Origin of the sequence: Tsukamurella sp. USMM236, assembly GCF_037148755.1 — a bacterium.
Lineage (GTDB): Bacteria > Actinomycetota > Actinomycetes > Mycobacteriales > Mycobacteriaceae > Tsukamurella.
The window spans coordinates 183,289-209,045 of record NZ_JBBCSS010000005.1; the positions used below are offsets into that span (position 1 = coordinate 183,289).

Annotated in this window: 22 protein-coding genes; 14 read left to right on the plus strand and 8 right to left on the minus strand. The window is 72.5% G+C overall.

The features are described 5' to 3' along the window. The 7 genes from cobT (at position 1) to WFK95_RS17715 (ending at position 6,393) form a co-directional block, all read left to right on the plus strand. Complete coding sequence (cobT, locus tag WFK95_RS17685) at positions 1-1,665, plus strand: nicotinate-nucleotide--dimethylbenzimidazole phosphoribosyltransferase (protein ID WP_336671410.1); 1,665 nt, start codon at positions 1-3, stop codon at positions 1,663-1,665. After that, positions 1,662-2,429: an adenosylcobinamide-GDP ribazoletransferase gene (locus WFK95_RS17690; RefSeq protein WP_443081570.1), complete on the plus strand. Its 768-nt coding sequence runs from the start codon at positions 1,662-1,664 to the stop codon at positions 2,427-2,429. Before cobT ends, WFK95_RS17690 begins: the two co-directional genes overlap by 4 nt. Then, complete coding sequence (locus WFK95_RS17695; RefSeq protein WP_336671411.1) at positions 2,426-3,280, plus strand: hypothetical protein; 855 nt, start codon at positions 2,426-2,428, stop codon at positions 3,278-3,280. Before WFK95_RS17690 ends, WFK95_RS17695 begins: the two co-directional genes overlap by 4 nt. Beyond that, on the plus strand, positions 3,277-3,885 hold the full coding sequence (locus WFK95_RS17700; protein ID WP_336671412.1) for a hypothetical protein: 609 nt from the start codon (positions 3,277-3,279) through the stop codon (positions 3,883-3,885). The genes WFK95_RS17695 and WFK95_RS17700 overlap by 4 nt, the downstream gene beginning before the upstream one ends. A gap of 73 nt (positions 3,886-3,958) precedes the next feature. After that, positions 3,959-4,393, plus strand: a complete 435-nt coding sequence (locus WFK95_RS17705) for a DUF7832 domain-containing protein (RefSeq protein WP_336671413.1) — start codon at positions 3,959-3,961, stop codon at positions 4,391-4,393. Between the two features lie 62 nt (positions 4,394-4,455). After that, positions 4,456-5,670: an oxygenase MpaB family protein gene (locus tag WFK95_RS17710; RefSeq protein ID WP_443081571.1), complete on the plus strand. Its 1,215-nt coding sequence runs from the start codon at positions 4,456-4,458 to the stop codon at positions 5,668-5,670. Positions 5,671-5,694: 24 nt separating this feature from the next. Further along, a complete protein-coding gene (locus tag WFK95_RS17715) occupies positions 5,695-6,393 on the plus strand; it encodes an SMI1/KNR4 family protein (protein WP_336671414.1) in 699 nt (232 codons plus the stop codon). 177 nt (positions 6,394-6,570) lie between these two features. On the opposite strand, the gene WFK95_RS17720 is transcribed toward WFK95_RS17715, so the two are convergent. The 6 genes from WFK95_RS17720 to WFK95_RS17745 all read right to left on the minus strand — a co-directional run bounded on the left by WFK95_RS17720 (position 6,571) and on the right by WFK95_RS17745 (position 13,920). Next, positions 6,571-7,674 (minus strand): branched-chain amino acid aminotransferase, encoded by a 1,104-nt coding sequence (locus tag WFK95_RS17720; RefSeq protein WP_336671415.1) that lies wholly within the window; start codon positions 7,672-7,674, stop codon positions 6,571-6,573. 87 nt (positions 7,675-7,761) lie between these two features. Further along, complete coding sequence (gene gcvT / locus WFK95_RS17725) at positions 7,762-8,862, minus strand: glycine cleavage system aminomethyltransferase GcvT (protein ID WP_336671416.1); 1,101 nt, start codon at positions 8,860-8,862, stop codon at positions 7,762-7,764. A gap of 10 nt (positions 8,863-8,872) precedes the next feature. Further along, entirely contained in the window at positions 8,873-10,123 is a 1,251-nt protein-coding gene (locus WFK95_RS17730) for a uracil-xanthine permease family protein (RefSeq protein ID WP_336671417.1), read from the minus strand. Positions 10,124-10,143: 20 nt separating this feature from the next. Continuing rightward, complete coding sequence (locus WFK95_RS17735; RefSeq protein WP_336671418.1) at positions 10,144-11,481, minus strand: D-arabinono-1,4-lactone oxidase; 1,338 nt, start codon at positions 11,479-11,481, stop codon at positions 10,144-10,146. After that, a complete protein-coding gene (locus tag WFK95_RS17740; protein WP_336671419.1) occupies positions 11,478-12,794 on the minus strand; it encodes an alanine racemase in 1,317 nt (438 codons plus the stop codon). Before WFK95_RS17740 ends, WFK95_RS17735 begins: the two co-directional genes overlap by 4 nt. 31 nt (positions 12,795-12,825) lie before the next feature. Continuing rightward, positions 12,826-13,920, minus strand: coding sequence for an AraC family transcriptional regulator (locus tag WFK95_RS17745; RefSeq protein WP_336671420.1), 1,095 nt, complete (start codon positions 13,918-13,920; stop codon positions 12,826-12,828). A gap of 44 nt (positions 13,921-13,964) precedes the next feature. On the opposite strand from WFK95_RS17745, the gene WFK95_RS17750 reads away from it, so the two are divergent. The 4 genes from WFK95_RS17750 to lipB all read left to right on the plus strand — a co-directional run bounded on the left by WFK95_RS17750 (position 13,965) and on the right by lipB (position 19,042). Then, positions 13,965-15,491, plus strand: coding sequence for a leucyl aminopeptidase (locus tag WFK95_RS17750; protein ID WP_336671421.1), 1,527 nt, complete (start codon positions 13,965-13,967; stop codon positions 15,489-15,491). A gap of 155 nt (positions 15,492-15,646) precedes the next feature. Next, the gene (sucB, locus tag WFK95_RS17755) at positions 15,647-17,401 is read left to right on the plus strand and encodes a 2-oxoglutarate dehydrogenase, E2 component, dihydrolipoamide succinyltransferase (RefSeq protein ID WP_336671422.1); all 1,755 of its coding nucleotides are present in this window, start codon (positions 15,647-15,649) and stop codon (positions 17,399-17,401) included. 20 nt (positions 17,402-17,421) lie between these two features. After that, positions 17,422-18,330: a TIGR01777 family oxidoreductase gene (locus tag WFK95_RS17760; protein ID WP_336671423.1), complete on the plus strand. Its 909-nt coding sequence runs from the start codon at positions 17,422-17,424 to the stop codon at positions 18,328-18,330. Between the two features lie 10 nt (positions 18,331-18,340). Beyond that, positions 18,341-19,042, plus strand: a complete 702-nt coding sequence (gene lipB, locus WFK95_RS17765; protein ID WP_336671424.1) for a lipoyl(octanoyl) transferase LipB — start codon at positions 18,341-18,343, stop codon at positions 19,040-19,042. Here the strand turns inward: lipB and WFK95_RS17770 are convergent. Further along, a complete protein-coding gene (locus tag WFK95_RS17770; RefSeq protein ID WP_336671425.1) occupies positions 19,033-19,416 on the minus strand; it encodes a winged helix-turn-helix transcriptional regulator in 384 nt (127 codons plus the stop codon). The genes lipB and WFK95_RS17770 overlap by 10 nt on opposite strands. 138 nt (positions 19,417-19,554) lie before the next feature. Here WFK95_RS17770 and WFK95_RS17775 point away from each other — a divergent pair, with 138 nt between their 5' ends. Next, positions 19,555-22,605 carry an MMPL family transporter gene (locus WFK95_RS17775; RefSeq protein ID WP_336671426.1) on the plus strand — a complete coding sequence of 1,017 codons (3,051 nt, stop codon included), beginning with the start codon at positions 19,555-19,557 and terminating at the stop codon, positions 22,603-22,605. A 19-nt stretch (positions 22,606-22,624) separates the two neighbouring features. On the opposite strand, the gene WFK95_RS17780 is transcribed toward WFK95_RS17775, so the two are convergent. Further along, positions 22,625-23,806 carry an MFS transporter gene (locus tag WFK95_RS17780; protein ID WP_336671427.1) on the minus strand — a complete coding sequence of 394 codons (1,182 nt, stop codon included), beginning with the start codon at positions 23,804-23,806 and terminating at the stop codon, positions 22,625-22,627. A gap of 97 nt (positions 23,807-23,903) precedes the next feature. Here WFK95_RS17780 and lipA point away from each other — a divergent pair, with 97 nt between their 5' ends. Both lipA and WFK95_RS17790 read left to right on the plus strand, forming a co-directional pair. Continuing rightward, positions 23,904-24,932, plus strand: a complete 1,029-nt coding sequence (gene lipA, locus WFK95_RS17785) for a lipoyl synthase (protein ID WP_336671428.1) — start codon at positions 23,904-23,906, stop codon at positions 24,930-24,932. A gap of 39 nt (positions 24,933-24,971) precedes the next feature. After that, positions 24,972-25,733 (plus strand): DUF4191 domain-containing protein, encoded by a 762-nt coding sequence (locus WFK95_RS17790; protein ID WP_336671429.1) that lies wholly within the window; start codon positions 24,972-24,974, stop codon positions 25,731-25,733. Positions 25,734-25,757 lie beyond the last annotated feature (24 nt).

Consider the following 25,757-nt stretch of genomic DNA (forward strand, 5'->3'; position numbering starts at 1 on the left):
GTGGCGCTCACCCTCGTTCTCGGCGGGGTCCGCTCGGGCAAGTCCGCGCGCGCCGAGCAGCTGATCGCCGGGTCCGGCGCCCTCGTCCGGTACGTCGCCACGGCGCCGCGGCCCGACGGTGACCCCGACCTCGCCGCGCGCGTCGCCGCGCACCGCGAGCGACGCCCGTCGTCCTGGTCCACCGTCGAGACGCAGGACCTCCGCACGGTTCTGTCCGAGGGTTCCGCCCCGACGCTGATCGACGACCTGGGCGGCTGGCTCGCCGCGCGCCTCGACGTGGCGGGCTGGGAGACCCCCGAGAACGTCCAGCCCGATCTCGACGGCCTCGTCGCCGCCGCGGCGGCCTACGCGGGCGAGCTGGTCATCGTCAGCCCCGAGGTGGGCCTGTCCCTCGTCGCGGAGACGCACGCCGGCCGCGTCTTCCAGGACCTGTTGGGCGCGCTCAACGGCCGGCTCGCAGCGATCGCCGACCGGGCCGAGCTCGTCGTCGCCGGGATTCCCGTGCTGCTCGACGGCGCGCCCGCGCTCGCCCCCGCCGCGGCGCCGGCCGCGAGCCTGGTCAAGCCCGTGCCGGAGGTGCCGCCCGCACCGCCGATCGTGCTCCCGCCGTTCGAGCCGGGCGCCGACCCGCTGGCCTTCCCGCAGCTCTCCCCGCCGGATCCGTTCGTGGGCCGCGAGGCCCGCGACCGCCAGCTGGAGCTGACCAAGCCCGCGGGCTCGCTGGGCCGCCTCGAGCAGCTCGGCGAGTGGATCGCCGCGTGCCAGGGCGTGTGCCCGCCGAAGCAGTTCGAGCGCGCGCGCATCGTCGTCTTCGCCGGCGATCACGGGGTGGCGGCGGGCGGCGTCTCGGCGTACCCGCCGGAGGTCACGGCGCAGATGGTGGCGAATTTCGCCGCCGACGGCGCCGCGATCAACGTCCTCGCCGCGCAGGCCGGCGCGACGGTCCGCGTCGAGGACATCGCCGTCGCCGGCGACACCCGCGAGGACCTGAGCCGCAACAAGATCCGCCGCTCGTCGGGCGACATCGCCGTGACCGACGCGCTCACCGACGAGGAGACGATCGCCGCGATCGCCGCGGGCCGCCGGATCGCCGACGAGGAGATCGACTCCGGCGCGGACCTGCTCATCGCCGGCGACATGGGCATCGGCAACACGACGCCCGCCGCGGTGCTGGTCGGCGCGCTCACCGACACCGAGCCCGTTCTCGTCGTGGGCCGCGGTACCGGCATCGACGACAACGCCTGGATGCGCAAGGCCGCCGCGATCCGCGACGGCATGTACCGCGCGCGCCCGCACGTCGGCAACCCGAAGGCGCTGCTGCGCACCGTCGCCGGGGCGGACCTGGCCGCGATGGCCGGCTTCCTGGCGCAGGCCGCGGTGCGGCGCACGCCGGTGATCCTCGACGGCGTCGTGGTCACGGCCGCCGCGCTGGTCGCGAACGACCTCGCCCCCGGCGCGGTGAGCTGGTGGGTCGCCGGGCACAAGAGCCCCGAGCCCGCGCACGCCCTCGCGCTGCACCGCCTGGACCTCGAGCCCCTGCTCGACCTCGGGCTGCGGCTCGGCGAGGGCAGCGGCGCGGCGCTCGCGCTGCCCCTGGTGCGCTCGGCCGTGGCCGTCCTCGGCGAGATGGCCACGTTCGAATCCGCCGGGGTGTCGCAGGTGTGAAGCACCTGCTCGCGACGATCGCCTGGATGACGGTGCTGCCCGTGCCCGGCTCGCTGCAGCCGAGCCCGGTCACGCGGGCCGACGGTGCGCGCATCATCGCCCTCGTGCCCCTCGTCGGCGCGCTCGTGGGCGCCGCCGCGGCCGCGGTCGCCTGGGTCGCCCACGCCGCGGGCCTGCCGACGGTGCTCGTCGGCGCCCTGGCCGTCGGCGCCGGGGCGCTCCTGACGCGCGGCATGCACCTCGACGGCTTCGCGGACTGCGTCGACGGCCTCGGCAGCTACGGATCGCCGGAGCGGGCGCGGGAGATCATGCGCCAGGGCACCGTCGGGCCGTTCGGCGCCGCCGCGCTGGCGCTGCTGCTGATCGCGGGCTCCGCCGCCGTGGGCGGGCTCGCGGACCGCGGGGCGTGGCTCGCGATCGGCGTCGCCGTGGGCGCCGCCCGGGTGGCCGCTGTGCTCGGTTGCCGGCGCGGGTGGTCACCGTCGAACCCCGACGGTTTCGGGGCCCTGACGGCCGGCACCCAAGGCCTTGCGACGCAGGGATTCTGGGCCGTGGCCGCGCTGGCCGCAGCCGTCCCGGCGGTGCCCGGACGCCCGTGGCAGGGCCCGCTCGCCGTCGCGGCCGGACTTGTCGTCGCGGCCCTCGCGATGCGGCACTGCGTGCGCCGGTTCGGCGGGATGAGCGGCGACGTCCTGGGTTTCGGCATCGAGCTCGCTACGGTGGGCGCCCTGGTGGGGCTGAATGTGACGGAGGGATGGATGTGATCGACCCGAGATTGCGGGAGCTGGGACCGAGCGCGTCCGCGGACGAGCTGGAAGCGGCGTTCTTCCGCAGCGTGGTGTACGTGCCCCTGCGCGGTCTGAACAAGCGCGGCGCGGGCCCACGGGATTTCGTCACGCGGTCGGTGGCGAAAGTTCCGCACGTCCGCGTCTTTCTCGACGAGGCGCAGCTGAGGTCCACCCCACGGGTGGGTTCGTGGTTCGAGCGCATGACCGGTCGCGAGCTCCTCACGCTCGCACCTCCCGGGCAGGGCATCGAGCTCACGATCGGCGACCGGGTCTCGCGTGCAGCCGCGGGGACGGTCGACGACGTCCGAGCGTCGGCGGCCGAACGGATCCGGCAGTCCCGCACGCGGTTCACGTCTCCGGCGCCCCGCGGCCTGTCGCCGATGGAGTTCAGGGACTTCCAGGATTCGATCTTCGCGATGCTCGCGGTGTTCACCTCGACGTTCCGCGCGGCGCATCCGACCGCCGAGCAGGCGTCGATCGTGTTGCGCTTCGCCGGCACGGCGGCGCAGGGGCGGGTGACCTTCGTCGACCAGGAAGGCGTTGCGCGCGTCGAGCCGGTCGCGGATGACGCACTGGCCTCGGCCGCCCGGCTCCGCACCGGCACGGCGGCCGATTCGGTGGGCGCGTGGTTCTCGTTGTACTCGGAGTTCGACCCGCGCCAGTCGGGAGGAACCTTCGTCTACCCCCGGTTCAACTGGGACCACGAACCGCACTGGGACCCGGAGATTCCCGCGGTCCACTACGCCGACGAGCTGCGGCAGCACCCGCGCGACCTGCGGTTCGTTCCCGACTGGCTGCTGCTGCGCTCCGAGGAGGCGACCCGATGACCGATCACGGCGACATGATGGAATACCGCCACCAGGCGCGGGATTCGAGCTACGAGGAATTCGTGCGGAAGGTCGACGTTGCCCGTGTCGTACGCCTCCAGCACGACCTGGATCTCGACCCGGAGAACGGGTGGACCAACGTCCTGCACGGGGCGCTCCGGAACGACTCGATCGAAGCCCGGGTCCGGATCGCCGAGGCGCTGCTCGACGCCGGGTGGAAGGTCGGCCGGATCGACCTCGCGATCATGTTCGAACACCACGTTCACGATGCGGAGCTGGAACTGCCGTTGCTGGCCCGCCTGCTGGACGGGGGCAGCGATCCGCTGGCTGTCGTGAAGGGTGGCGACCGAGCGATCCAGCTGCTCGGCATGGGCCGCGGGGGCCCCTTCGGAAGTGAACGGGATCCGCTCCGCGACCTCCTGTTCGATCGCCCCGGGATGGACTTCACCCGACGGACCACCGACGGCTCGACGATCCTGCGCAAGCACCTGCGCGGCCGCCCGTACACGATGGACTCACTCACCCGGGTCCTGGACTACATGGAGCGGTTCGGCCCCGCCGCACCGAGACTCGGCGAGGACCCGCGGGACAACTTCCCGGTCTGAGCCGAGCGGCCCGGGGGTTCGCACGCAACCGGGCCGCAAGCGCCCGCCAAGCACGGTGAGCAAGGCTCACGACATGACCTACGACGACGCCGGGTGGCACTCCGACACCATCGCCGAGCTGGGCCTGCCCGAGGAGGCGGCCGGTACGCACATCGGCATGTTCTACGCGTGGGCCCGCGCCCGCGGCCTGGCGAGCGGCACGCACCTGGAGCACGGCGTCGACGGCGAGGTGCCCGACGAGTCCCTTCCGCTGCTCGACGAGCGCACCCTCACGCCCGGCGCGTACCTGGACCAGTACCTCGACGGCCAGCTCGACCCGAGCTTCTTCACCACCGAGGGCTGCGCGTTCGTCGAGGCGGAGTACGACGCCTACCTCGAGGCCTACGAGCGGATCCCCGCGGTCGCGGCGGCCGCCAGCATGTACGCCGCTCCCGACACGTGGCTGCTCTACAACGCGGTCGAGCCGGTGCTCGACGAGCTCTACGCGCACTGGAAAGGCCGGCGCTGATTCGTCGGGACCCGCCGACCGGGGACTCGACAACGCGTGTAGTCAGGAGTAGACACAGTGGTGTGACGACAGTGGACACTCCCAGGCCCATCCCCGCGCGCCACCCCGCGCGTCCGCGGCGGGTGCCGCCGGGTATCCGCATGGTGAGCGCGGCGCTCCGCCTCCCCGAGCCCACCGACGCCGAGTTCCGGCGGTTCGGCGAGCTGCTCACCGTCGGGGACGCGCCGATGGACGAGCTCGTCGAGTGGATCTACGAGGACCGCGAGACACGCAAGCCGATGTTCGACCGCGCCCTGAACGAGGGCATCGCGTCCGTCCCGGAGGCGCCCGGCATGCTGCGGGCGTTCTTCGAGGACATGGAGACCGCCCCGGAGTGGGTCGACTGGGACAGGATCCTCCTCGGCGGCCAGCTCATGCGCAGCGGCGGCGCGGACGGCTTCTCGATCGCCCGCGACGTCGCGCTCATGGGCGGCTACCTCTTCTCCGGCTTCAACCAGACCCTGTTGCGGACGGGCGCGCTCGAGAAGGGCTCGAACAAGCGGTTCGCCGAGACCTCCCAGTGGGCGCTCGACGTGATCGTGCCGGACGGCCTGCGCCCGGGTGGCGCCGGCTACCGGTCCACGTTGCACGTCCGGTTCATCCACTCGATGGTGCGACGGCACGTCATGGCCCTCCCCGACTGGGACTACGAGACCTACGGCCTGCCGATCAATCAGACGGACATGGCGGCCACGCTGGTCGGCGCGCTCATCGCCCCCGTCACGACCGGGACCGGCATCGGCATGGTCGCCAACCCCCGCGAGTACGAAGCGGCGGCGCACCTGACGCGGTACGTCGGGCGGCTGATGGGCGTGCACGACGACTTCCTGCCGCACAGCTTCCGCGACAGCCTGCGGATCCTGTTCCAGACCTCGCGGGCGCTCTCGACCCCGGACGAGACCAGCAAGGCGCTCGCGCAGCCGATGGCCGACGATCCGATGCTGTGGCGGTACGGGCATCTCACGGGGCTGCGGCGCCGGATCGCCCGCTCGCAGCACCTGTCGATCGCGACCGCCTACCTGGGGCGGGGCGCCATGAAGGAGCTCGGCGTTCCGTCGACCCTCCCCTGGTACCCGGCCCTGCGGATTCCGTACCACCTGGTCGAGTCCGTGTTCAACCAGCTCCCCGGCGGCCGCGAGCGCGCCGCCCGCCGCGGCGACGTGGGTCAGGCGAAGTTCATGCGCACCCTGAACGAGGAGGCCGCCGTCGGCCACTCGGCGCACCACGTCACGCACTGACCCGATCGCGCTAACCTGGCGATCGTGAATCCACTGATCGCGAATCTAGATACTGCATTGGCATCTGGATATCCCGAGTATCACGCCGCGCTCGGCCCGGGCTCGCCCGACGAGGACATCGACGAGCTCGAGCGCGTCTTCGGCCTCCCGCTTCCGCCGCTGTACCGCGACTTCCTCGCCTGGCGCGGCCCCAGTCCCGACGGCGCGCCAGTCGAGGCGGGCAGCCTGATCTACAACCAGGACCTCATGACCGCGCGTGAAGTCATCGACACCGTCACGATGATGCGGGAACTACGCGCGGCCGACCCCAGCTGGATCACCTCTGCGTGGTGGGGCGAGCACTACCTCCCTATCCTCGACAACCACGCCGGCGACAACATCTGCATCGACATGTCCGGTGAAGCCCTCCTCAAGGAGACCCGCTGGGACGAGCACACCCGCACGCGCTTGGACGTCGAGAAATGGACGAGCCTTCCCGGTCAGATCATGGATTTCACGCACGACGCTGAATTCCGCGAGATCTATGCTCCCGACTTCGCCTCGTGGATCGAGGCGATCACCTCCACCTTTACGGCCAAGCCGTTCGATACTTACGAGGAGACGTGCAGCGGAACTCGATACATCGGCTTCGACGAGGACGCGGAGGACCACATCGAAGCGGCGCTCGGCACTTGCAGTCCTGGCTTCCCGCGCCGACTCGAGCAGCAGTTCGGGACCGACTGATCTGTCACCCGTCTCCGCCACACGCCCACACCTTTCAGAACGTTCTGCGATTCTCAAGGCGGCAGCTCCGGTCGCCGAACGCTTCGAAAGATGGTGTGGCCGCACGCCGCACCACCTTTCGAACGAGCGCGGCCCGCACCGAATCCGGTGCGGGCCGCGCGCGTCGTTGGACGACACTCAGCTCAGGGTGGTCATCCAGCCGTGGGTGTCGGGGACGGTGCCGCGCTGGATGCCGGTGAGGGTCTCGCGCAGCGCCATGGTGATCTCACCGGGCTCGCCGTCGCCGATGGTGAAGTCCTCGGACGCACCCTTGACGCGTCCGACGGGCGTTATGACGGCGGCGGTGCCGCAGGCGAAGACCTCGGTGATGGCGCCGGAGGCGACACCCTCCTTGAGCTCGTCGACCGTGATGCGACGCTCCTCGGTCTCGAAGCCGGCGTCGCGGGCGAGCTGGAGCAGCGAGCTGCGGGTCACGCCGGGGAGCAGCGAACCGGACAGCTCGGGCGTCACGATCTTCGCGTTCGAACCGGAGCCGAGGACGAAGAACAGGTTCATGCCACCCATCTCCTCGATCGCCTCGTGCTCGATGGCGTCGAGCCACACGACCTGGTCGCAGCCCTGCTGAGCGGCCTGCGCCTGCGCGACGAGCGACGCGGCGTAGTTGCCGCCGCACTTGGCGAAGCCGGTGCCGCCGGGCGCGGCGCGCACGTACTCGCGGGAGAGCCACACGGAGACGGGCTTCACGCCGCCCGCGAAGTAGGCGCCGGCGGGCGAGGCGATCACCAGGAAGCGGTAGCTGTTGGACGGCTTGACGCCGAGGGTCTCCTCGTCGGCGAAGATGAACGGCCGGAAGTACAGGGCCTCCTCGCCGCCGGCCGCGGGCACCCACTCGCCGTCGATGGCGACGAGCTGCTTGAGCGACTCCACGAAGACGTCCTCGGGCAGCGGCGGGATCGCGAGCCGCTCGGCGGAGCGCTGGAAGCGCGCGGCGTTGGCCTCGGGCCGGAACGTGGCGACGGAACCGTCGGGCTGGCGGTAGGCCTTGAGGCCCTCGAAGATCTCCTGCGCGTAGTGCAGCACCGACGCCGACGGCTCCATCGGGATGGGGCCGTAGGGCAGCACCTCGGGGGCGTGCCAGCCCTCGGCCTCGCTCCACCGGAGCGAGATCATGTGGTCGGTGAAGTACCTGCCGAATCCCGGGTTCGCCAGGATCTCGGAGCGCTCAGCCGCAGAGCGGGGGTGGTCGTTGCGGGTGAGGGCGAAGGCCGTGCCAGTTGTCATGGGACAAGATTCTACGACCCGCGCGCGCGGGCGCGGGCCGTACCAATCAGTAGGAACCCCGAGTATTTTTCCGGGGCCTCCGCAGGACTACTTGGTGTTCGCCTCGACGAACGGCGGGAGGACCACCTCGCACTCGATCGCGCGGCCGCGCACGTCCACGCTCACCGGCGTCCCCTTCTCGACGCCCGCCGCGGAATCGATGAGCGCCAGGGCGATTCCGGTCTTCAGGCTGGGACTGAAGGTGCCCGACGTGGTGGTGCCGATCGGCGCACCGTCGGCGGAGAGCACCGTGAGGTCGGCGCGCAGCACGCCCTTGCCGGTCGCGCGGAGGCCCCACAGCTTGCGGGCCGGGCCCGCCTCCTTCTCGGCCAGGAGGGCCTCGCGGCCGACGAACTCGGGCTTCTTCCACCCGACGGCCCAGCCTGCCCGGGCCTGGACCGGGGTGATGTCGACGGTGAGCTCGTGGCCGTGCAGCGGGTAGCCCATCTCGGTGCGCAGGGTGTCCCGGGCGCCGAGGCCGGCGGGCTGGCCGCCGCGCGAGGTGATCTCCGGAAGCAGCGCGCGGAAGACCGTCTCAGCATCGCCCCACGCGGGGATCAGCTCGTAGCCGTGCTCGCCGGTGTAGCCGGTGCGGCAGACGCGCACGGGGGTGCCGTTCAGCGACGCGTCCTCGTAGGCCATGTACTCCATCTCGGTGGGCAGCCCGACGGCCTGCAGGACCTCCGCCGACTTCGGCCCCTGCACGGCGAGCACGGCGTAGTCGCGGTGCTGGTCGGTCACGGTGATGCCCTCGGGGGCACGCTCGCGCAGGTGCGCGACCACCGCGGCCGTGTTGGCGGCGTTGGGCACGAGGAAGAGCTCGTCGTCGGAGACGTAGTAGACGATGAGGTCGTCGATCACGCCGCCGGTTTCGTTGGTGCACAGGGTGTACTGCGCCTTGCCGGGGTGGATCTTGCCGAGGTCGGCGGTGAGCACGCGGTTGACGAAGTCCTTGGCGCCGGGCCCGGCGACGGTGGCCTTGCCGAGATGGCTGACGTCGAAGATGCCCACGGCCTCGCGGACCGCGGTGTGCTCGCCGACGGTGCCCGCGTACTTGACGGGCATCGACCAGCCGCCGAAGGGCGCGAACGCCGCCCCCAGCTCGACGTGCACGGCGTTCAGGGGTCCCTCGATCAGCGTCTCACTCATGCCCGGCACTCTAGTCGAGGGCCGCACTGCCGGACCGGCCCAGCAGCCGCATGCCCTGGTAGATGACGATCGCGGCGACGGAGCCGAGCGCGATGCCGGTGAACGTGACGTCGCCGACGGACCAGGTGAAGTCGGCGATGCCGATGATGAGCGGCACCGCGGCGGTGAGCTGGTTGATGGGCTTGCTGAAATCGACGCGCGCCTCGACCCAGATCCGCACGCCGAGGATGCCGACGAGGCCGTACAGCGCCGTCGTGATGCCGCCGAGGACGCCGGGCGGGATCGACGCGATCACCGCGCCGACCTTCGGCGACATGCCGAGCAGGATCGCGGCGACGCCGGCCACCCAGTACGCGGCCGTCGAGTAGACGCGGGTCGCGGCCATGACGCCGATGTTCTCCGCGTAGGTCGTGGTGGCGGAGCCGCCGCCCGCGCCGGCGAGCATCGTCGCGAGGCCGTCCGAGGCCAGCGCCCGGCCCATCACCGGGTCGTAGTCCTCCCCCGTCATCTGCGCGACGGACCGCACGTGCCCGACGTTCTCGGCCACGAGCACCAGGACCACGGGCAGGAACATCGGCAGCACGGCCCAGGAGAACGACGGGGCGTGGAACTCCGGGAAGCCGACCCACGACGCCGCGGACACCTTCGCGAAGTCGACCTCGCCGCGGAACCACGCGACCGCGTAGCCGATGAGCACCGAGGTGAAGATCGCAAGGCGACCGAGCATGCCCTTGAAGAGGGCGAGGGAGAGGATGAGGCAGACCAGCGTGATGGTGGCCGTCACGGCGGCCTTCTCGTAGTTCGCCTTCGCCGCGGGCGCCAGGTTGAGGCCGATCAGCGCGACGATCGCGCCCGTCACGACGGGCGGCATCAGCTTCTCGATCCACGCGGTTCCCACGAGGTGCACCACGCCGCCCACGAGGATCAACAGCGCGCCCACGGCGACGATGCCGCCCAGCGCGCTCCCCATCCCCTGCGAGGCCGTGGCCGCGGTGATCGGCGAGATCACTGCGAAGCTCGACCCCAGGTAGCTGGGCAGCCGGTTGCCGGTGATGAGCAGGAACAGCAGGGTGCCCACACCCGAGAACAGCAGCGTCGTGGCCGGCGGGAAGCCGGTGAGCACCGGCACCAGGAACGTGGAGCCGAACATCGCCACCACGTGCTGCACGCCGATGCCCAACGTCTTGGGCCAGCTCAGCCGCTCACCGGGCGCCACCACGCCCGCACCGTCAGTGGTCGGCGTCCAGCCGAATGTCTTCATGGCGGGAAATCATGCACGAGTCAGCGGCCGAGCACAGCGTCCAGGTAGTCGTTGGCGAACACACGGTCCGGGTCGAGCTCGGCGCGCACGGCCAAGAACTCCTCGAACCGGGGGTACGCGCCGCGGAAGAACTCGGCGGTGCGCGTGTGCATCTTGCCCCAGTGCGGGCGGCCGCCGTGCTCGATCATGATCCGCTCGACCTCGGCGAAGTAGTCGCTGGGCTTGTCCCGGATGTAGCGGTGCGCGGCGATGTACCCGGACTGCCGGCCCGAGGCGGTCGACAGCATCAGGTCGTCGGCGGCGGCCACGCGGACCTCGATCGGGAAGGTGAGGTTCCAGTCGTGCTTCTCGGTCGCCGCCTTGAGCGCGGCGAACGCCGGCATCGTGTTCTCCAGTGGCACCGCCCATTCCGTCTCGCGGAAGCGCACGGAACGATCGGTCGTGAGCACGTTCGTGGAGTAGTCGATCTCGGTGTGCTCGGAGAGCATCGACGTGGCGAGCGAGACCAGCCGGGGCGTGAGCGCCGGAACCGCGCGCCCCACCTCGCACACGGCCATCAGCGCGCCGGTGCCGACCACCTTGTCGTCGACGAACCGCCGCACCGTCCCGATCGGCTTGCGCTTGTGGTCGCCCGGGCGGCGGATCTGCGATTTGGTGAGCGTGCCGTCGGAACCGGGGAACCAGAAGAACTCGAAGTGGTCCACGCCGCGCACCCGCTCGACGAAGCCGTCCACCGTCTCCGCCAGCGACATCGGCGCCTCGGTGGCCTCGAGCACGAACCGGTCCACGCACTGCAGCGTGACCTCGACCAGGATCCCCAACGCGCCGAGCCCGAGCGCGACGGCCTGCAGCCGCGGGTCGTGCTCGCCGACGGTGACCACCTCCCCGGTCCCGGAGACGAGGGTCGCACCGACCACCTGGGTGGCGATGCCGCCGAAGCCCAGGCCTGTGCCGTGCGTGCCGGTCGAGATCGCCCCGGCGACGGTCTGCCGGTCGATGTCCCCCAGGTTCGCCATGGCCAGGCCGTAGGGCTCGAGCAGCGCGGGCACGTCGTACAACCGGGTACCGGCCCGCAGCGTCACCCGCTTGGCGTCCACGTCGACGGTGATGAGCCCGCCCTGGTGGTCGGGCGCCAGCGCCACGTCGCGCGGGGCGGAGATCGCGGTGAACGAGTGCCCCGCGCCGAGCGCCTTGACGGTGCCACCGCGCTCGCGGGCGCGCTCGACGGTGCGCACCACGTCCTCGATCTTCGCGGGCCGCGAGACGTACGACGGGAACGCGGAGGCGGTGCGCCCCCAGTTGCGCCACTCGCCCACGTTGCCGGTCAGCTGATCCAGGCTCGGGATCCACTTGTTCACAGGAAGCACTTCCCTTCGCCGCGGTAGGTCGGGACCGTGGCGTGCACGGCGCCGTCGGAGACGATCACCAGGTCGTCGGCGTGCTCGGCCGGCTCCCCGGCCTTGGTGTGCCGGAACCAGACCCGGTCGCCGAGGGATATCCGCTCGGCGCGCTCGCCGGTCAACGGCGTCTGCACCTCGCCCGCGCCCTCGCGGCCCGTCAGTTTCAGCCCCTCGGGCCACACCGGCCGCGGCAGCCGGTCGGCGCCCGCTGCACCGGAGGCGATCCAGCCGCCGCCGTGGCAGGTCACCGTGTCCGGCGCGGGGCGGCGCACCACCGCCAGGCCGAAGCCCATCGCCGGCGCCGGACGGAAGTGGGAGTAGCCGTCGAAGAGGTGCGGCCCGTACAGGCCGCTGCCGGCGGCGATGTCGGTGACGTTGGGGTCCTCGGCGTTGCGCTCCAGGGAGCCGGTGCCGCCGCCGTTGACGAACTCGAGGTCGGCGATCCGGCGCAGGTCCGTGAGGATCTCCCGGCGGCGCGTCACCAGCTCGTCCCAGGACGCGCGTTGCATGGTCCGCAGCAGCGTGCCTGCACCGGGCCGGCGGATGCTGAGGTCGCCGACTCCGGCGATCTGGGCGTCGTAGGTCATCACGCCGACGAGCCGGAATCCCTTGCGGCCCGCCACCGTCGCCGCGAGGACCGAGGCCTCGCCGCGGGTGCGGATCGGGGAGCGGCGCGCGCCGATCGCGCCCAGCGCGGGGGCGTGGTACGACGCGTCGACGTCGATGCAGACCCGCAGCTCGGGGCGGCGGCTCGGCGGCACCGCGGCGTCGATGAGGTCCAGCTGCTCGGCGTCGTCGATCATCAGGGTCACGCGCATCGCGGCGGCCGGATCGGCGGCCAGCGCGGCGATGGCGGCGAGGTCCGCGCTCGGATAGGCGACCACCACGTCGGTACACCCCGGCCGGTCGGCGCCGTCGTGGTCGACCCCGTCGGCCGCGAGCCAGTGCGCCTCCGCCACGTCGTAGGCGAGCACGCCCGCGTAGCCGGGCACGCGCAGCAGCGCGTCGAGCACGGGCCGGGAGCGGATCGACTTCGAGGCGACGCGGATCGGCTTGCCGGCCGCGCGCCGCAGCATGTCGGCCACGTTGTAGCGCAAGGCATCGAGGTCCGCGGCGAGGATCGGCGCGTCGAGGCCGTGCGTGGCGGCGTCGATGGTGGCCCAGTACGCGGCCGGGTCGATCTCCCAGTCCCGGTCGAGGGACGACGGTGCCGCCGCCAGGTCCAGTGCGCCCGCTCCGGTCGTGGTCTCGCCCGTGCCGTTTCCCGTCATGAGCACCGATCGTACGGGCGCAGGTGCCACCTCAGCTCGGCGTGACCGCAGATCCCCCCTCGCCCGTCCGGATCTCCCCGGCGGCCCGGACCTGGGCGGGAGTGCTCCCGGTCCACTGCGCGAAGGCGCGCCGGAAGTCGCGGGCATCGGCGAAGCCGACGGCCTCGGCGACCGCCCGCATCGGCAGGTCGGTGGTCCGCAGCAGCGTCTCGGCGCGCTCACGCCGGACCCGGGCGTGGATCGACCGGAAGGACTCGCCCGCCTCCGTGAGGCTCCGGCGCAGCGTCCGCTCGGTGGTGTTCAGCTGTCGGGCGACGCCGGCCATCGTGAACGGGCGGCGCAGGTCGGAGCGGAGCAGCTGCTCGACGGCCCACACGTGGTCGAGGTCGCGCGCCTCCGCCCTCGTCCCGGTGAGCGCGCGGCACGCCGCCAGCGCGGCGGCGTGCACCGCCGGCTCGCGTCGGGGCAGCGGCGTACCGAGCAGGCTCCGCGGCACCGTCATCCGCCCGGACGGGGCGTCGAACCGCACGGGGCAGCCGAAGGAACGCGGGTACTCGGCGGCGTACGGCGGCGCCGGATACGGCAGCTCGACCAGTACGGGCGACCAGCGCTCGTCCCCGAGCGCGGAGCGCAGCAGCGTCGTGACGCTGAGCAGAGTCTCCTCGCAGAGGAAGGGCAGCAGGTCCGGGTCCGCGGAGCGCGGCACCACGGCGAGGCGGAGGGCATCGCCGTCGGCGTCCACGTCGAAGTCCACCAGGCTGCCCGCCGCCTGGTGGTACTGCAGGCCGACGGCGACGGCGCCCTCGAGATCATCGGCGGTCTGCACCGCCACCCCGAGCATCCCGAAGGACTGCAGCAGCGGGCGGGCGCCCGCCTCGAACCCGAGGGGACGATCGGGTAGCGCGTGCACCACCTCGGTCAGGAACCGCACGACCTGTGGATGGGTGAGCTCGAGGTCGACCGCGGAATCAGCCGGGCGGATCCCCGCACGCGCCGCCCACGCCGCCACCGGGTGCCCCTCCCGCCCCAGCGCCTCCATCAGGTGCGCGACGACGGGAGCGGGCATCGCGACCGCGTAACCGGCCGCCCCGGGCGGCGGCGCGCCCCAGAGTCCCAGGCGTAACATCCGTACAGGCAAGCACACCCGCCGCCCCGACGAGAGGAAACCCCTTGAGCACGCCGTTCACCGGACCCGCCATCACGCTGACCGACGATCTCGCGGCGGCGACCGACGCGCTCGTCGTGGGCGTGTACTCCGCGGAGGGCGACGGGCCGATCACGCTCGACGCCGGCGTCCCGGCGGCCGCGCGCGGACCGGTCGCGGAGGCGCTCGCACTCCTCGGCGCCGAGGGCAAGGCCGGCGAGACCGTCCGGATCGCCACGCCGGCCGGGACCGGCCTGGGCGCGGCGACGGTGCTGGGCGTGGGCCTGGGCACCGAGGCCGCGGTGACCCCGGAGGCGGTGCGCCGCGCCGCGGGCGTCGCGAGCCGCGCGCTCGAGGGCGTCGCCGCGGCCGCGACGACCCTCTCCTCGATCGACCTGGCGGCCACCGTCGAGGGCGGCATCCTCGGCGCGTACCGGTACGCCGAGTTCCGCACCACCTCCGCGCCGAAGAAGGAGACGCTCGGCGCGCTCGCGGTCCTCTCGACCCCCGCGTCGGACGCGCTGGCGGACGAGGCGCGCGGCACCGTCGAGCAGGCCCGGCTGACGGCCGGCGCGGTGGCGCTGGCCCGCGACTTCGTCAACACCCCGCCGAACGTCCTCTCCCCCGGCGAGTTCGCCGACCGCGCCCAGCGGCTCGGCACCGCGGCCGGGCTGGAGGTCGAGGTCTTCGACGAGGATTACCTGGACGCGAACGGCTACGGCGGCATCGTCGGGGTCGGCAAGGGCAGCTCGCGCCCGCCGCGCCTCGTGCGCCTGCGCCACGTCTCGGGCGTCGACGGCGCCAAGCACGTCGCGCTGGTCGGCAAGGGCATCACCTTCGACACCGGCGGCATCTCCATCAAGCCGGCCGCGGGCATGGAGCAGATGACCTCCGACATGGGCGGCGCCGCGGCGGTCATCGCCACCGTGATCCTGGCCGCGCAGCTCGGCCTGCCGGTCGACGTGACCGCGACGGTGCCGATGGCCGAGAACATGCCCTCGCACACCGCGCAGCGCCCCGGCGACGTGCTCACCCAGTACCCCGGCCCCGAGAAGGGCGGCATCACCGTCGAGGTGATCAACACCGACGCCGAGGGCCGCCTGATCCTGGCCGACGCCATCGTCCGCGCCTGCGAGGACGAGCCCGACTACCTCATCGACACCGCGACGCTGACGGGCGCGCAGATGGTCGCGCTCGGCACCCGCACGCCCGGCGTGATGGGCACCGACGACTTCCGCGACCGCGTCGCGGAGCTCTCCCGCTCCGTCGGCGAGAACGGCTGGGCGATGCCCTTCCCGGAGGAGCTGCGTGCCGACATCAACTCGCGCGTCGCGGATCTGGCGAACGTGAGCCCCAACCGGTGGGGCGGCATGCTCACCGCCGGGGTGTACCTCAAGGAGTTCGTGGCCGACGGGGTGCAGTGGGCGCACGTCGATGTCGCGGGTCCGGCGTTCAACACCGGCGGTCCCTTCGGCTACATCACCAAGGGTGGTACGGGCGTCCCGGTCCGCACGATGCTCGCGGTGCTCCGCGACATCGCGCAGCGGGGCTGACGTCCCGCCCCCTGGGAGTTACCGGCGAGTAAGCCCCCAACCGCCGCGCGGATCCGACCCCTGAGGGTAGGGTCAGGTGTCGGTGGAGGCCACCAGCCGAAGCCCGCGTTCAGCTCGTATCACAGCAGATAACCGAACCTGAGGAGTCAGAGGAAATGGCCTTCTCCGTCCAGATGCCGGCACTCGGCGAGAGCGTCACCGAAGGCACCGTCACCCGGTGGCTCAAGCAGGAGGGCGACACGATCACCGTCGACGAGCCCCTGCTCGAGGTCTCGACCGACAAGGTCGACACCGAGATCCCGGCTCCGGCTTCGGGTGTGCTGCTGAAGATCCTGGCGCAGGAGGACGACGTCGTCGAGGTCGGTGGCGATCTCGCCACCATCGGCGAGGCGGGCGAGTCCGCCCCCGCGGAGTCCACCCCTGCCCCCGCCGCCGAGCCCGAGCCGGCCTCCGCGGCCGCCGCTCCGGCCGAGCCCGCCGCTCCTGCGGCTCCGGCCGCCCCCGCGGCGCCTGCGGCTCCCGCCGCGCCCGCGTCGGGCACCGAGGTGACGATGCCCGAGCTGGGCGAGTCCGTCACCGAGGGCACGGTCACGCGCTGGCTCAAGAACGTCGGCGACGAGATCGCCGTCGACGAGCCCCTGCTCGAGGTCTCCACCGACAAGGTCGACACGGAGATCCCGTCGCCGGTCGCCGGCACGCTGCTGGAGATCAAGGCGAACGAGGACGACGTCATCGCCGTGGGCGGCGTGCTCGCCGTCGTCGGCTCCGGCGCCCCCGCGGCGCCGGCCGCGCCCGCCGCACCGGCACCGGCCCCCGAGCCCGCCCCGGCACCCGCCGCTCCGGCCGCCCCCGCGGCCCCGGCTCCCGCGCCGACCCCCGCTCCTGCTGCGGCCGCTCCCGCGGCCCCGGCTGCTCCGGCCGCCCCCGCGGCGCCCGCCGCCCCGGCCGCGTCGTCGTCGGATTCGACGCCGTACGTCACTCCGCTGGTGCGCAAGCTGGCCGCGGAGAACAACGTGGACCTGAACGCGGTCAAGGGCACCGGCGTCGGTGGCCGCATCCGCAAGCAGGACGTGCTCGCCGCGGCCGAGGCCGCCAAGGCCCCCGCCGCTCCGGCTGCTGCCGCCCCTGCGGCCGCCGCGGCTCCGGCGCCGTCGGCCCCGAAGGGCGCCCGCCCCGAGCTGGCGGCGCTCCGCGGCACCTCGCAGAAGACCAACCGCATCCGCCAGATCACGGCGAAGGTCACCCGGGAGTCGCTGCAGGGTTCCGCGCAGCTCACCCAGGTCTTCGAGGTCGACTTCTCCAAGATCGTGGCGCTGCGCGCGCAGGCGAAGGCCGCGTTCAAGGCGAACGAGGGCGTCAACCTCACCTACCTGCCCTTCATCGCGAAGGCGGTCATCGAGGCGCTCAAGGTGCACCCGAACGTCAACGCGTCGATCAGCGACGATTTCAAGGAGATCACCTACCACGGTGTGGTGAACCTGGGCATCGCCGTCGACACCCCGCAGGGCCTGCTCTCGCCGGTGATCAAGAACGCCGACGACCTGTCGCTGGCCGGCCTGGCCCGCGCGATCGTCGACCTCGCGGAGCGCACCCGCAACAGCGGCCTCAAGCCCGACGAGCTGTCCGGCGGCACCTTCACCATCACCAACATCGGCAGCGAGGGCGCGCTCTTCGACACCCCGATCCTGGTCCCGCCGCAGGCGGCGATGCTGGGCACCGGCGCGATCGTCAAGCGCCCGGTCGTCGTCAAGGACGCCGCGGGCACCGAGTCCATCGGCATCCACCCGATGGCCTTCCTCCCGCTGACCTACGATCACCGCCTCATCGACGGTGCCGACGCGGGCCGCTTCCTCACGACGGTCAAGCACCGTCTCGAGGAGGGCGCGTTCGAGGCGGATCTGGGCCTGTAAACCCGGAACCACCCGATCTCATGGAACGACGGGTCGCCCTCGCCGGATCGTCGGGGCTCATCGGCACTGCGGTGTCGCGAGCGCTGACGCGGCGGGGCGACACCGTCGTTCCGCTCGTTCGGGGCGATGCCGCACGCGGGCTCCCGTGGGACCCGGCGCGCGGCGAGGTCCCCGACCTGGCCGGCTTCGACGCGGTGATCGTGCTGAACGGCTCCCCCATCGCGGGCCGCCGCTGGACCGGCGCGGTGAAACAGGACCTGCGCGACTCCCGCATCGAGGGGTCCGCCGCGCTCGCCGACGCGGCCGCGCGCGCAGGCGTGCCGGTGTTCCTGGGCGCGAGCGCGATCGGCGTCTACGGCGACGCGGGCGAGACGGAGTGCCTCGACGGACCGGACGGCACCCCGCCGGGTTCGGGTTTCCTCGCGAGCCTGTGCGTCGAGTGGGAGGCCGCCGCGGCCCCCGCCCGTGCCGCCGGGGTCACGGTGGCGCACCTGCGCTTCGGTCACGTCCTCTCCGCGGCCGGCGGTCTCCTGCCCGTGCTGCGTCGCGTCTACCGGCTCGGATTGGGCGGCCGGCTCGGCAGCGGCCACCAGTGGATGTCGTGGATCTCGCGCGACGACGCCGCCCGCGCCGTCCTGCACGTGCTCGACGGTGCCCTCGCCGGCACGATTTCCGGGCCCGTCAACGTCGTCGCGCCGGCGCCCGTGCGGCAGCAGGCCTTCAGCGAGGCGCTCGGCCGCGAGGTGCACCGCCCCGCACGCTGGGTGGTGCCCCGGATCGCCCTGCGCACCGCGGTCGGCGAGATCGCCGACGAGGGCCTGCTCACGTCGCAGCGCGCCGTCCCGCGCGTGCTCCACGAGAGCGGATTCCGGTTCGCGCACACCACACTTCCCGCCGCACTCGCCGCGGCGATGGTGGACGAGGCGTAGCGTCGAGGGCATGCCCGCACGCTCCGCCCGCGCCGATTCCGCCCCGATCCTGGTCGAGGACCTCGGCACCATCGGCTACCAGGAGGCCTTCGACCTCCAGCACGACCTCGCGAACCAGCGCGCCGACGGCGCCATCGGCGACCGGATGCTCCTCCTCGAGCACCCGCCCACGTTCACCGCGGGCAAGCGCACCGAGCCGCAGGACCTGCCGACGGACGGCAGCACCGTCATCGACGTGGACCGCGGCGGCAAGATCACCTGGCACGGCCCCGGCCAGCTCGTCGGCTACCCGATCATCAAACTCGGCTCCGCGATGGACGTCGTCGACTACGTCCGCCGGATCGAACAGGCCCTCATCGAGGTCTGCCGAGGGCTGGGCCTCGCGGTAGGCCGGGTCGAGGGCCGCTCGGGCGTCTGGTTCCCCGCCGACGGTGCGCGCCCCGAGCGCAAGGTGGCCGCCATCGGCATCCGCGTGGCGCGCGGCGTGACCCTGCACGGCTTCGCCCTCAACTGCGACAACACGCTCGGCGGCTTCGACGCGATCATCCCCTGCGGCATCCCCGACGCGGGCGTGACCACGCTGAGCTCCGAGCTGGGCCGCGACGTCACCGTCGGCGAGGTGCGCGACGCCGTCGTCGACGCCGTCCAGCGCGCGCTCGACGGCGACCTCCCCGTCACCGACGAGACCCTGCACGCCGCCGATCACGCCTGATCGGCCGGGTCCTCCTCCACGCCGTCCCGGACGCCCTTCGCCCACGTCTTGGCCCACAACTCCAGCGGCCCCAGGGCGATGAGCAGCGCCTTGCCCTGATAGCTGAGGCGGTAGGCGCCGTCGGACGTCTGCGTCACGATGTGCGCCGCCGTGAGTTCCGAGAGCCGCTGCGAGAGCGTGCTCGACGAGATGCCCTCGATCTCGTTGCGCAGGTCGGAGAACCGCGACTTCCCGAACCGCAGCTCCCACACGATCCGCAGCGCCCACCGCCGGCCGAACAGGTCCAGCGCGGCCATCATCGGCCGCCCGGTGTCCGACCCGCGGACCGGCCGCCCGGGTAGCGGTCGGTCGACGTCCCCGTCATTGTGACCCATGTCACTCCCCCTGCCGCTCTGCGTCGGAACCCACACCGGGAGGCTCTAGGCGCGCCTCGTCGATAGAGATACGGTTCACACCTATCAGTCTAGTTCGATTTTTGGACCACGCCCGGATCTCCTCCGGCGGACCGGAAGGTGACCGTGATCGACGCCCATAGTAATTCCGCCGCGAAGCAGCCCTTCTTCGCGCGGCTCGGCCGGCTCTGCGTGCGCTACGCCGCCTGGATCCTCCTGTTCTGGGTCGCCGTCGCCGGCGTCCTCAACGTCGCGGTGCCGCAGCTCGAGGTCACGGTCCACAAGCACTCCGCGCCGTTCATCCCGGGCGACCTGCCCGGCGTCGACGGGCTGCGGGCCATGGCCGAGGAGTTCGGCACCCCGTCGTCGACGGCGCAGGGCAACGTCATCGTCGCCGCCGAGGGGAGGATCGGCCCCGAGCAGGAGCAGTACTACCGCGCGCTCACCACGGCCCTCGAGGCCGACAAGGAGCACGTCGCGTACGTCATCGACACCTTCGGCAAGCCGGCCGCACGTGAGGTGGGCCTGAGCCCCGACGGCAAGGCCATCAACCTGCTCGTGGCCGAGGTCGGCGACATCGGTTCCACCCGGGCGCAGTCGAGTACCGAGGCGATCCGGGAAACCATCCGCTCGATCCCGGCGCCGGCGGGCACGACCGTGGAGTTCACGGGCACCGCTCCGACCCTGTCGGACCTGTTCACCGCGATCGACGCGTCGCTCCTGGTGATCACCGCGGTCTCGGTGGTGCTCATCATGGCGCTGCTGCTCATCACCTACCGGTCGATCGGCGCGGCGATGGTGCCGCTGCTGACCATCGGGCTCTCGCTCGCGGTGTCGCGACCCATCGTCTCGCTGCTGGGCGAGCACGAGGTCATCCCCGTGTCCAACTTCTCCATCGCGATCATGACGGCGATGGTGCTGGGCGCCGCGACCGACTACGCGATCTTCGCCGTCGCCGGGTACCACGAGGCGCGCCGCGCCGGAATCCCGTCCGACGAGGCCGCGGTCGCCGCGTCGACGCGCGTCGGGCGCATCATCGTCGCCTCCGCCCTCACCATCGCCGTGGCGAGCGGCGCGATGATCTTCTGCAAGGTCGGCATCTTCGTGACCGCCGGGCTGCCCACGACGATCTCCATCATCGTCACCTGCCTCATCGCGCTCACCCTGCCGCCCGCGCTGCTGCGCTTCCTGGGCGCGCGCGGCTGGGTCGAGCCGCGGCCCGGCACGGAGAAGCGGTGGCGCCGCACGGGCGCGAAGGTGATGCGCCGCGCCGTGCCGCTGTCCGCCGCCGCGCTCGTGGTGCTGGTCGCCGCCGCGGCGGTACTGCCGAGCATGGTGATCGGCTTCGACGAGAACCGGATGCAGCTGCGGGCCACGGATTCCCGCAACGGCTACGAGACGGTGCAGGAGCACTGGGGCGTCAACGAGGCGGTGCCGGAGTTCCTGCTCATCCGCGCCGATCACGACATGCGCAACACCCACGACCTGGCGGCGCTCGAGGCCATCGCGATCGGGGTGTCGAATCTCCCGCAGGTGGCCTACGTCCGGTCGATCACCCGGCCCGACGGGAAGCCGATCCCCGAGTCGGCGGTCGGCTACCAGACGCAGCAGGTGGCGAACGGCCTCGGCGACGCGAACCGCCAGCTCAAGGAGGCCTCGCCGCAGCTCAAGGCGCTCGCCTCCGGCGTCGATCAGCTCAACGCCGGCGCGAGCGAGGCGTCGCGCCGGGTCCCGGAGCTCGTCGCCGGCACGCAGCGCGTGACCGGGCTGGCGTCGGGCGTGCTCGACGCGCTGACCTCCGCGCAGCAGGCGCTGGCGACCGCGAGCGGCGGCACCGTCGACGTGAACGCCGCGACCGCCCTGCTGCGCAGCGCCGTGGCCACCCTGACCACCGCCGCCGACGCGGTGCGCACCGCGCAGCGGCAGAACGCCGGGATCGGCGACGTCTTCGGCCCGCTGGTCGGCCCGGCCTCCCCGGCCTGCACCGCCGACGCGAACTGCGTCGCGGCGCGCCAGGCCTTCGCGCAGCTCGATCGCGCCACCTCCGGGCGGGCGTCGACGGCGGTGCGCGCGGCCACCGTCGTACTGCCCGCCGGCACGACGGATCGCGCGGCGACCGCGCTCGCCCAGGCCGACGACGCCCTCGCCCGCCTGCAGGGGCTCCTCACGGGCCTCGGCGGGCTCAGCCCGGAACAGGTCAAGGGGCAGCTCGCCGAGCTCAACGCGGGCGTCACCCAGCTGTCCACCGGCCTCTCCCAGCTCAGCACGGGCCTCGGTCAGGTCAAGACCGGCACCGATCAGGTCGTGGAGATGACGGGCCGCCTCCAGGAGGGGCTGGGTACCGCCACCGACTACCTCACCGGGCTCAGCGCCGGCACCACGAACGGCCCGGGCCGCGGCTTCTACCTGCCCGCGCAGGGGCTGCAGTCGGACCGCTTCGTCGACGGCTCGCGGGTGCTCATGTCGCCCGACGGCCGGTCGGCCCGCATGCTCGTGGTGTGGGGCATCAACCCGTATTCGGACGAGGCGCTCAACACCGCCGCGTCGATCCCCGACGCCGCGCGCGCCGCAGCGAAGGGCACCGTGCTCGAGCCCGCGACGATGGACGGCTTCGGACTGGCGTCGATCTCGGCGCAGATGCGCGAGCAGGTGCTGCGCGACTTCCTGCTCTTCGGCCTGGTCGCCGTGATCGGCGTCTTCCTCGTGCTCCTGGTTCTGCTCCGCGCGGTGATCGCGGCGGCGCTCATGGTCGCCACCGTGGTGCTGTCCTTCGCCGCCGCGGCGGGCGCGTCGGTGCTGCTCTGGCAGCACGGGCTGGGGATCCCCGTCGACTGGTCGGTGCTGCCGATCGCCTTCATGGCGCTGGTCGCGGTGGGCGCGGACTACAGCATGCTGTTCGCGGACCGCATCCGCGAGGAGGCCGCCGGGGATTCGACGGTCCGCGGCGTGCTCCGCGCGTTCGGCACCACCGGCAGCGTGATCACCACCGCCGGACTGGTCTTCGCCATCACGATGTTCGCGCTGATGAGCGGCAGCGTGATCAACCTGCTGCAGATCGGATCGACGATCGGCATCGGCCTCCTGATCGACATCGTGGTGGTGCGCACCGTGTTCGTGCCCGCGGCGATCACCGCGCTCGGTGACCGGGTGTGGTGGCCGTCGAAGCCCTGAGCGGCCCGTCCCGCGCCCGCTACCCGCGGGCCGGGGCGTCGCCGAGCCGCACGGAGGCGAAGCACAGCAGCGCGGCCGCCACCGCGAACGCCGTCGCCGTGGCGGCGAACCACGGGCCGCCCACCGCCAGCGCGCCCAGCACCGAGGTGCCCGTCGCGACCCCGGCGTTCGTGCAGGCGTTGTTCCAGCCCAGCACGGCGGCGCGGTTGTCGGGGTCGGCGGACGACAGGTAGGTCTGTTGCGCGGAGAAGAAGGCCCCGCCGCCCGCGCACCACACCGCGACGGCCGCGATGACCACCGCCGGGACGGTCGCCGTCGTGGCGACCGCGACCCCCGCGGCGACGACCAGGGCCGCGCCGGCCGGCACCCACGCCGGGTGCACGCCGCGCCGGGCCAGGCGGTCGACGAGCACGCCCGTACTGACGGACCCGGCCATCGAGCCGATCCCGACCACGAGGCCCACCAGGCCGAGGGCGGTGAGGCCGTACCCGAACCGCTGCGAGAGCAGGACGCCGACGTAGGTGTACGCGCCGAGCCGCCCGGCCTGCAGGAGGAGCGAAGACGAGAAGGCGAGCGCGATCCGACGATCCCGCCAGGGCGCGAACAGGCCGCCCCGATCGGGGCCGGGAGCGGACGGGCCCGCGGACGGCAGGCGCAGGGCCGTCACCGCGGCCACCACCAGCATCGGCACGCCGATCAGCAGGTACGGCGCGCGCCACCCGAGACCCGTCGCCAGGAGCGCGCCCAACGGGACGCCCAGGACCTGGCCGCCGGCGTACGCGGCGGCGCCCAGCGAGACCGCCCGCCCGCGCTGCGCGGGCGCGGCGTACTCGGCGAGGTACGCCCAGATCGACGGTGCGCCGAGCGCCGCGCCGAGGCCGGAGAGCGCACGCGCCGCGACGAGCAGCTCCAGCGACGGCGCGAGGTAGCTGAGGACGTCCGCCACGGCGAAGACCGCCATCCCGGCGGCGATCGCGTGCCGCCGTGCGAGCCGGTCGGAGAGCCGGCCGAAGAGGGGCCCGGTGACGGCGTAACAGAGGACGTAGGCGGTGACGACGTTGCCCGCGGCGCCGGTCGATGCGTCGAAGGCCCGCGCGATGTCCGGCAGCAGCGGCGCGACGAGGTTCATCTCCGCGCCCATGAGGAAGAACACCAGGTAGAGCACGACGAACGTGCCCCACGGGGTCCGCCCCTGCGCCATCGTCACACCTCCTGCCCGAGTCAGATTAGATGGTCGAACAATCAAGGGCGACGGGCCGTGACCCGCGCCACCGTCGGGCCGCGGGACCGGGCGTAGCATGGACCGAGTGAGTACCCCGGAGAACCCCCGCAAGCTACTCCGCCTCGAGGTCCGTAACGCACAGACCCCGATCGAGCGCAAGCCGAACTGGATCCGCACGCGCGCGAAGATGGGCCCTGAATTCACCGAGCTCAAGGGCCTCGTCAAGCGTGAGGGCCTCCACACGGTGTGCGAGGAGGCGGGCTGCCCCAACATCTACGAGTGCTGGGAGGACCGCGAGGCCACCTTCCTCATCGGCGGTGAGCAGTGCACCCGTCGCTGCGACTTCTGCCAGATCGACACCGGCAAGCCCGCGGAGCTGGATCGGGACGAGCCGCGCCGCGTGGCCGAGTCGGTGCAGGCCATGGGCCTGCGCTACTCCACCATCACGGGCGTCGCCCGCGACGACCTGCCCGACGAGGGCGTCTGGCTGTACGCGGAGACGGTGCGCCAGATCCACGCGCTGAACCCGAACACGGGCGTCGAGAACCTGATCCCCGACTTCCACGCCAAGCCGGAGCTGCTGGCCGAGGTCTTCGAGTCGCGCCCCGAAGTGCTGGCCCACAACCTGGAGACGGTGCCGCGCATCTTCAAGCGCATCCGCCCGGCGTTCCGGTACGACCGCTCGCTCGACGTGATCCGCCAGGCCCGCGACTTCGGCCTGGTCACCAAGTCGAACCTCATCCTCGGCATGGGCGAGACCCCCGAGGAGGTGATGGAGGCGATGCGCGACCTGCACGACGCGGGCTGCGACATCATCACCATCACGCAGTACCTGCGCCCGTCGCCGCGGCACCACCCCGTGGAGCGGTGGGTCAAGCCGGAGGAGTTCGTCGAGCACACCGCCGCCGCCGAGGAGATGGGCTTCGCCGGCGTCATGGCCGGACCGCTGGTGCGCTCGTCGTACCGCGCGGGCAAGCTCTACGCGAAGGCGATGGCGCACCACGGCCGGCCCATCCCGGAGAACATGGCGCACCTGACCGCCGAGGGTGACGCGGCGCAGGAGGCCACCTCGGTGCTGAGCCGGATGGCCGCCGCCGCGAAGTAGCGGTTCGGCGTGAAGTAATCGCACATTAAGCTGGGAGACATGGCACAGGACAAGGCAGCCGCCGACAAGCTCAAGGCGCAGAAGGCCGAGGCGAAGCGCGCCCGCAGGGCCGCTTCGAAGGACCGCCGCAAGCAGATGTGGCAGGCGTTCCAGATGCAGCGCAAGGAAGACAAGGCGCTGGTACCGATCATGGTCGGCGTCTTCGTCGCGGCCGTGGCGCTCTCTCTGGTGATCGGCTACTTCGCCGGCACGTGGTGGATGTTCCTCATCCTCGGCGTGCTGCTGGGCGCGCTCGGCGCGTTCATCGTCTTCACCCGCCGCCTCGAGCGCAGCGTGTACACCAAGAACGAGGGCCAGGTCGGCGCGGCCGGCTGGGCGCTCGACAACATGCGCGGCTCGTGGCGCGTGACGCAGGCCGTCGCCCGCACCACCCACGCCGACGCGGTGCACCGCGTGATCGGCAAGCCCGGCGTGATCCTCGTGGCCGAGGGCAACGAGGGCCGGATCAAGGGCCTGCTCGCGCAGGAGAAGAAGAAGACGGCCCGCGTCGTGGGCCAGACCCCGATCTACGAGTTCACCGTGGGCAACGAGGAGGGACAGGTCCCGCTGCGGAAGCTGCAGCGCTCCCTGAACAAGCTCCCGTCGAACATCAACGGCAAGAAGATCGACGAGCTCGAGGGCCGCCTCGCGGCGCTCTCCACCCGCACGGGTGGCGCGCAAATGCCGCGCGGCCCGCTGCCGCAGGGCGCCAAGATGCGCAGCGTGCAGCGCACCGTCCGGCGCAAGACCGGCTCGAACTGATCCGCCCCTCAGGGCCCGCCACGG

Coding starts and splice junctions, on each gene's coding strand:
- WFK95_RS17770 (WP_336671425.1), bottom strand. CDS start 19,416: ATGGGTCACAATGACGGGGACGTCGACCGACCGCTACCCGGGCGGCCG.
- WFK95_RS17790 (WP_336671429.1), top strand. CDS start 24,972: ATGGCACAGGACAAGGCAGCCGCCGACAAGCTCAAGGCGCAGAAGGCC.
- lipA (WP_336671428.1), top strand. CDS start 23,904: ATGGACCGAGTGAGTACCCCGGAGAACCCCCGCAAGCTACTCCGCCTC.
- lipB (WP_336671424.1), top strand. CDS start 18,341: ATGCCCGCACGCTCCGCCCGCGCCGATTCCGCCCCGATCCTGGTCGAG.
- WFK95_RS17720 (WP_336671415.1), bottom strand. CDS start 7,674: ATGACAACTGGCACGGCCTTCGCCCTCACCCGCAACGACCACCCCCGC.
- WFK95_RS17705 (WP_336671413.1), top strand. CDS start 3,959: ATGACCTACGACGACGCCGGGTGGCACTCCGACACCATCGCCGAGCTG.
- WFK95_RS17760 (WP_336671423.1), top strand. CDS start 17,422: ATGGAACGACGGGTCGCCCTCGCCGGATCGTCGGGGCTCATCGGCACT.
- WFK95_RS17700 (WP_336671412.1), top strand. CDS start 3,277: ATGACCGATCACGGCGACATGATGGAATACCGCCACCAGGCGCGGGAT.
- WFK95_RS17745 (WP_336671420.1), bottom strand. CDS start 13,920: ATGTTACGCCTGGGACTCTGGGGCGCGCCGCCGCCCGGGGCGGCCGGT.
- WFK95_RS17740 (WP_336671419.1), bottom strand. CDS start 12,794: ATGACGGGAAACGGCACGGGCGAGACCACGACCGGAGCGGGCGCACTG.
- gcvT (WP_336671416.1), bottom strand. CDS start 8,862: ATGAGTGAGACGCTGATCGAGGGACCCCTGAACGCCGTGCACGTCGAG.
- sucB (WP_336671422.1), top strand. CDS start 15,647: ATGGCCTTCTCCGTCCAGATGCCGGCACTCGGCGAGAGCGTCACCGAA.
- WFK95_RS17730 (WP_336671417.1), bottom strand. CDS start 10,123: ATGAAGACATTCGGCTGGACGCCGACCACTGACGGTGCGGGCGTGGTG.
- WFK95_RS17780 (WP_336671427.1), bottom strand. CDS start 23,806: ATGGCGCAGGGGCGGACCCCGTGGGGCACGTTCGTCGTGCTCTACCTG.